The organism is Phenylobacterium sp. (assembly GCF_030693805.1).
Taxonomy (GTDB): Bacteria; Pseudomonadota; Alphaproteobacteria; order Caulobacterales; family Caulobacteraceae; genus Phenylobacterium.
This window is the reverse complement of sequence record NZ_JAUXZW010000123.1, coordinates 1-5,589: the sequence shown is the minus strand read 5'-3', so window position 1 is coordinate 5,589 and position 5,589 is coordinate 1. Positions and strand designations below refer to the sequence as shown.

Sequence of the window (5,589 nt, the reverse complement as noted above, 5' to 3'; positions counted from 1 at the left end):
CTTCGGCTGGATGACCCGCTGGCGCCGTCTGGTCCGCGACTACGAGGCCCGGATCGACGTCTCGCAGGCCATGATCCTCGTCGCCATGGGCGGAAACCTGCTACGCCGGACCACCCACCCGTGAGTTTCCAAACGGACTCTGAGGCGAACGGCGCTTCCACGGAGCTGTGGGAGGAATGCGAAGCGATGGGGGTCATCCACCCTTCGCTGCCGCAGTCCCTTGGCGGAGCGGAACTGGGCGTCGCCAACGAGCGGGTCGTTCTCGAACGCGCTGCGCGGGCTGCCCTTCCCCTGCCGTTGGCCGAGACGATGCTGGCGGGATGGCTGCTGGCGCGGTGCGGATATGCCCCACCTTCGGGCCCCCTTAGCGTCGCCGGGCTGGCGCGAGGCGCGAATCTAGAACTGCGCGACGGACGCTTATTCGGAATTGCTCCCCGGACGCACTGGGCGCGAGGCGCAAGCGCGATCGTGGTCGTCGTAGGATCGCAGCTGGTGCTGACCTCAAGCGAGGCCGCGTCGATCACCGAGGGCGTGAATCTAGCCGGCGAGCCTTGCGATGATCTGACTTACGATGGCGCCACGCCGAGCTGGAGCGGAGCGATTGATCTGGATCCCACGGCGATGATGGCGCGCGGCGCGGCCATGCGCGCATCCCAAATGGCAGGCGCCATGTCTCGCGTCATGGAACTCTCACTCGCCTATGTGAACCAACGCGTACAGTTCGGCCAACCGATCGGGCGGTTCCAAGCCGTCCAACATCCTCTAGCGGTCGCAGCTTCCCACGCCGCGGCGGCGCGAATGGCTGCAATCGCCGCCTACGATCAACTTGAGCGTTTTGTTGACGACGCCGAGCCGTTTGTCTTTTGCGCCGCGATGGCCAAAGCGCGGGCCAGCGAAGCTGCGGGCATAACCGCAGCGACGGCCCATCAGGTCCAGGGCGCCATTGGCGTGACCGCTGAATACCACCTGCACCCGTTCACGAAGCGATTGCAGGATTGGCGCGGGGACTACGGTTCGGAGGCCTGGTGGCAGCAATATATCGGAGAGCGTGTGCTGCGACGCGGGGCGGACGCGCTTTGGCCGTCGATCACTGAGCTCACTGTCTAAGCCGAATTCGATCGGCGGTTCGGACCGTTCGGCCCCGAACCGCCGTTGGCGGCTCCTCGGATTTCGCGACCGCCAGCAGGCAACACCTCCGGATTTCGCGGATATGAAACGCCAGGTCCTAGCGGCCGGCGGTCGACGGCGCGGGCCGCCCTTCAGTGACCATCGTGGATTTCGCCAGCGTGCCCGATTTGGCGACCGCAGCACGGCCTGCCAGCCAATACCCAAGAATGATGAGCACGGCTGCAATCACGCCCAATAGCGATACGCCGTAAATAAGAGCCCGTGGATCGTTCGGCCAAAAGCTTGCGAAAAATGGAATCAGCGATGCGCCGCCTGTGAGTCCCACGACACTTGCGGACAGAGTATAGATCGCCATAAGTCGGCCGCGCATTTGGCTCGGCCCGTAGTGTTGAATGATCAGCGGCGCCAGCGTACCTGAGCCGTTCGCCAGTTTGATAAAGCCCACTCCCAAGACAACGGCGATCGCTGAGCCCGCTAGCGGAGCGATGATGAAGACCGGGGCTAGGATCAGCGCCGAGATCAGGATTGTCGCGAGCAACGCGTGTTCGCGGCCTTTGGCGGCGAGGCGGTTCGAAATCCAGGGCCAAAAGAACGCGCTCGCCAGCGCCGCAGGAATGCCAATCAACCCGAGAAGATAGCCGGCTGCGCTTGCCTCGTACCCGTACAGGCGCACGAGGATCGTCGGGGCCCAACTCAGGAAACCGAGGATGTACATCGCAGCCGCGCCGATCGCGAGGTAGAAGGGGAGGTACATCCGCCAGTTCTCTCGTAGCTCCGCAAGAAAGCTGGCAAGATCGGCCTCGTTTCGCTGGCCGTCGCCTTCCGACAATACCCGCGCAGGCTCCCTAACGGTCAACGGAAGCAGGACTGAAAGAAACACGCCAGGCAAGCCGACGAGGATCATCGTCATGCGCCATGGTTCGATCCCCGTCATCGGCGCCAACACCGACGCCAGGTTCAGGGTTGCTGCACCCACGACGAGCGCCCCCGTTCCCATGATCCCCGCCGTGGCGGAATACACCGACACCGGCGTCGCGCGCTTCTCGCGTGGAAACAAATCAGCGATCAGGGAAATCGCCGCCGGGGTCAGTACGGCCTCTCCGGCGGCGATGCCGGCGCGACAGATCGCCAGAGTCGTGAAGTCCACCGCGAAGGCGGAAGCGATCGTCGACAGGCTCCAGAGCATCACGCCGGCCGCCACGATCGGAATGCGGCGGGTGGTGTCGATCAGGTGCGCCGCCGGCAAGCCCATAATAGAATAGGTGATCGCAAACCCTGCGCCCAGTAAGAATCCGATTTGTTGATCGCTTAATCCAAGATCTTTTGAAATCGGTTCAGCAATTAGTGATAAAATATATCTGTCAACAAAGGATAATGTATACAGGATGGTAAAAAAGCCGACGCAATACCAAGCGGACTTGAAGTTACTTTGAGCACTCATGTTTATCGTCTTACCCACTTATGTGTGTCGTTCCTAATCGGTAGCGCGACTCGCGACTTAAAGGCGCTCGACATGCCTCAGCAGTCAATATTTACTGAACGTCGATAAAGTATATCATCGGCAATGCGACGCAACGCCTTTCATGCCGACGGCGCTCGGACAGCTGCGTCGGAGTTTTGTGTAAATCACTCGAAAGTAAAAGGCCGCCTAGAAAGTACGCGCGGTAGGATGCCAACCACAGGGCAGGCGCCTTCCTGCCGGGGCGTCGTGTTTTCAAACAAGTTTGCGAAGCGCTTCAGGAGTATATGGAAGCAGATCGTTCTCGAATCCTGCTTTCACCTTGATCGGCCAATCTGGATCGACGATGAGAGCGCGCCCAACGGCGACGAGGTCGAAGTCGCCACGTTCAAAGAGGGCGAGTAGCTGATCTAGATTTTTCGCCGTCTCACTGGCTGCGCCGTGAAGGCTGGCGATGAGATCCTGCTTAAGCGTCACTGAACCGACGGTGATGGTTGGTTTCCCCGTCAGCTTTTTGGCCCAACCAGCCAGGTTCAGGTCTGTGCCGAATTCGCCTTCCCAAAACCGCCGCTGGGAACAATGGAAAATGTCGACGCCTGCGTCTGCAAGCGGCGCGAGCAGCGCTTCCAACGCCTGTGGCGTCTCGGCGAGTTTGGCTCCGTAGTCCTGCTGCTTCCATTGCGAGATGCGAAGCACGATGGGGAACGTTGGACTAGTGTTAGCGCGGATGCTGCGAACTACGTCAGCCGCAAACTGGGTCCGAGCAGCCAGATCGCCGCCGTAGATGTCGTCGCGCAGGTTTGTGACGTGCCAGAAAAACTGGTCGAAGAGATAACCGTGTGCAGCATGCAACTCGACGCCATCGAATCCCAGTCGGTAGGCGGAAATCGCGGCGGTGACATAGGCTTGGCCGACGGCCTCTATCTCGGCCACCGTCGACGGACGTTCTTGAGCCGTTGGCGGCGACCCCATCGAGCCGACCATGCCTGACGGGCCAACGCGCTGGTCCCGATTGGGCGCCGCGTCAGCACCTCTGCGTTCAATTTGACCGACGTGCCACAACTGCGGAATGATCTTTCCGCCCGCAGCGTGCACCTCATCGGCAACATGGCTCCAGCCCGCCAGCGCATCTTCGCCGTAGAAGCAGGGCGCGTCGGGGAGGTTCGATGCGCTTGGATGTGGAACCCAGGTGCCTTCGGTGATGATCAATCCGACGCCGCCCTCGGCGCGTCGACGGTAGTACGCAGCCACATCCAGACCAGGTACGCCTGCAGGCGAGAATGAGCGGGTCATAGGCGCCATGACAATGCGGTTCGTCAGCGATAAGCCCCGCATTTCAAAGGGCTGAAACAAGGGTTGGGCCTTTGCAGCGTCGCCCGTTTCGCCAATCTGTTCTACCATTAGCGCCTCTTGTTGGTTTCCCCGACGGCTCCCCGTGTCGCCGGTGGCCGGCGTCAGCCGGCTATCGGCCCGCGAATTGTCCACGTCGATAACAAAAATTTATTGTGTAATAAAGAACCATATGCGATCTCGGAAAGCGGAACTGGGCGGCGTTTCGCCTGGTCGGATCGCTGGGTAAGCCGAGCGGTCTCCCTTCACATGGTCGCGCGCAGTTCAAGGCGGTGGGCGTCATATGAATTCGTTTGTGGCGCACGAAAGGCGAAAGTGGCTCGGCGTGTCGAGCGCTGCATCTCAGTCCGGGGGACAAAGCGGCCGCGCTCGCCAGAGCCCGCTTATGCCAGGTTCTCATCCATGCGGAATGTTATTTTCAAGTGATCAAGTAAGAAGCCGCAAAAATATTAGGGAGAGTACGGTTTGATCAGTTTTGAGCTTTCTGAAGAGCAGAAGATCGTTCAGTCGACGATGAGCGAATTCGCGAAGAACGTGCTTCGTCCGGAAGCCCGCAAGTCGGATGACAATGCGAAGCTGGACGACGAGGTGCTTGCGGCGCTGTGGTCGACGGGCCTCGTCCAGTCGCAGGCCGACGAGGATGAAGGCGGATCGTCGGTCACCAACGCGATCGTCCTGGAAGAGCTCGCCGCCGGCGACGCCGCGATGGCGGTTTCGCTCGCCGCGTCGCTGGGATTCGCCCAGGCGATCGCCACGCAAGGCTCGCCCGCGCAGCGTGAGCTGCTCGCCACCTTCGCCGCCGGCGAGATCAACCAAGGCGCCATCGCCCTCGTCGAGCGCGGCTCCGGCAACGACCTGCTGAAGCCCTCGACCACGGCCAAGCGCTCGGGCGACGGCTACACCCTGAACGGGGTGAAGACGATGGTGCCGATGGCGGCCAACTGCAGCCACTTCCTGGTCATCGCCGACAACGAGGGCGCGCTGGACGCCTTCATCGTGCCGGCCGACACCGCAGGGGTCAGGGTCGAGCAATCGCCGGCGACGCTCGGCCTGCGCGCCGCGCAACTGGGGCAGGTGAGCTTCAACGACGTCAAGCTGTCCGGCGCCATGCGCCTGGGCGAAGGCAACGGCGCGGACATCCAGAAGATCGTCGACTCCGCCCGTGTCGGGCTGACCGCGATCATGGTCGGCGTCAGCCGCGCGGTGATGGACTACGTTATTCCCTATACGAAGGAACGCCACGTCCACGGCGTCAAGCTCGCCCAGAAGCAGACCATCGCCTTCAACATCGCCGACATGCACATGGGCATCGAGTGCATGCGCGGGATGACCTGGAACGCGGCGTGGGAGCTGGAGGCGCGCCGCCCGGCGACGCGCTCGGCGCAACTGGCCTACACCTACGCCAGCCAGCAGGCGATGCAGATCGCCGACAACGGCGTGCAGGCGATGGGCGGCCACGGCTTCGTCAAGGCCCACCCGATGGAGATGTGGTACCGCAACGCCCGTGCGCTGTCGGTGCTCGAAGGCGCCATCGGCGTCTGAATTTCCAATCGTTTTTCAAAGCACAAGATTTCGGATCGGAGTTGAAAGATGGTCGATTTTAGCCTGACGGAAGCCGACCAACGGCTGATGGACGTGGCGCGCAAAGAGAA

The 5,589-nt window shown here is 61.7% G+C and carries 4 protein-coding genes and 1 pseudogene; 3 read left to right on the top strand and 2 right to left on the bottom strand.

What is annotated here, in order from left to right; all coding sequences use genetic code 11:
• Positions 1-124 (top strand): annotated as a pseudogene (locus Q8M88_RS05520) (IS5/IS1182 family transposase); the annotation flags it as partial.
• Positions 121-1,107: an acyl-CoA dehydrogenase family protein gene (locus tag Q8M88_RS05515; protein ID WP_305595244.1), complete on the top strand. Its 987-nt coding sequence runs from the start codon at positions 121-123 to the stop codon at positions 1,105-1,107. The pseudogene Q8M88_RS05520 and the gene Q8M88_RS05515, both read left to right, overlap by 4 nt.
• Positions 1,108-1,225: 118 nt before the next feature.
• On the opposite strand, the gene Q8M88_RS05510 is transcribed toward Q8M88_RS05515, so the two are convergent.
• Together Q8M88_RS05510 and Q8M88_RS05505 are read right to left on the bottom strand one after the other, a co-directional pair.
• Entirely contained in the window at positions 1,226-2,587 is a 1,362-nt protein-coding gene (locus Q8M88_RS05510; protein ID WP_305595243.1) for an MFS transporter, read from the bottom strand.
• Positions 2,588-2,842: 255 nt separating this feature from the next.
• Positions 2,843-3,988: an NADH:flavin oxidoreductase gene (locus Q8M88_RS05505; RefSeq protein WP_305595242.1), complete on the bottom strand. Its 1,146-nt coding sequence runs from the start codon at positions 3,986-3,988 to the stop codon at positions 2,843-2,845.
• 414 nt (positions 3,989-4,402) lie between these two features.
• Here Q8M88_RS05505 and Q8M88_RS05500 point away from each other — a divergent pair, with 414 nt between their 5' ends.
• The gene (locus tag Q8M88_RS05500; protein ID WP_305595241.1) at positions 4,403-5,479 is read left to right on the top strand and encodes an acyl-CoA dehydrogenase family protein; all 1,077 of its coding nucleotides are present in this window, start codon (positions 4,403-4,405) and stop codon (positions 5,477-5,479) included.
• Positions 5,480-5,589 lie beyond the last annotated feature (110 nt).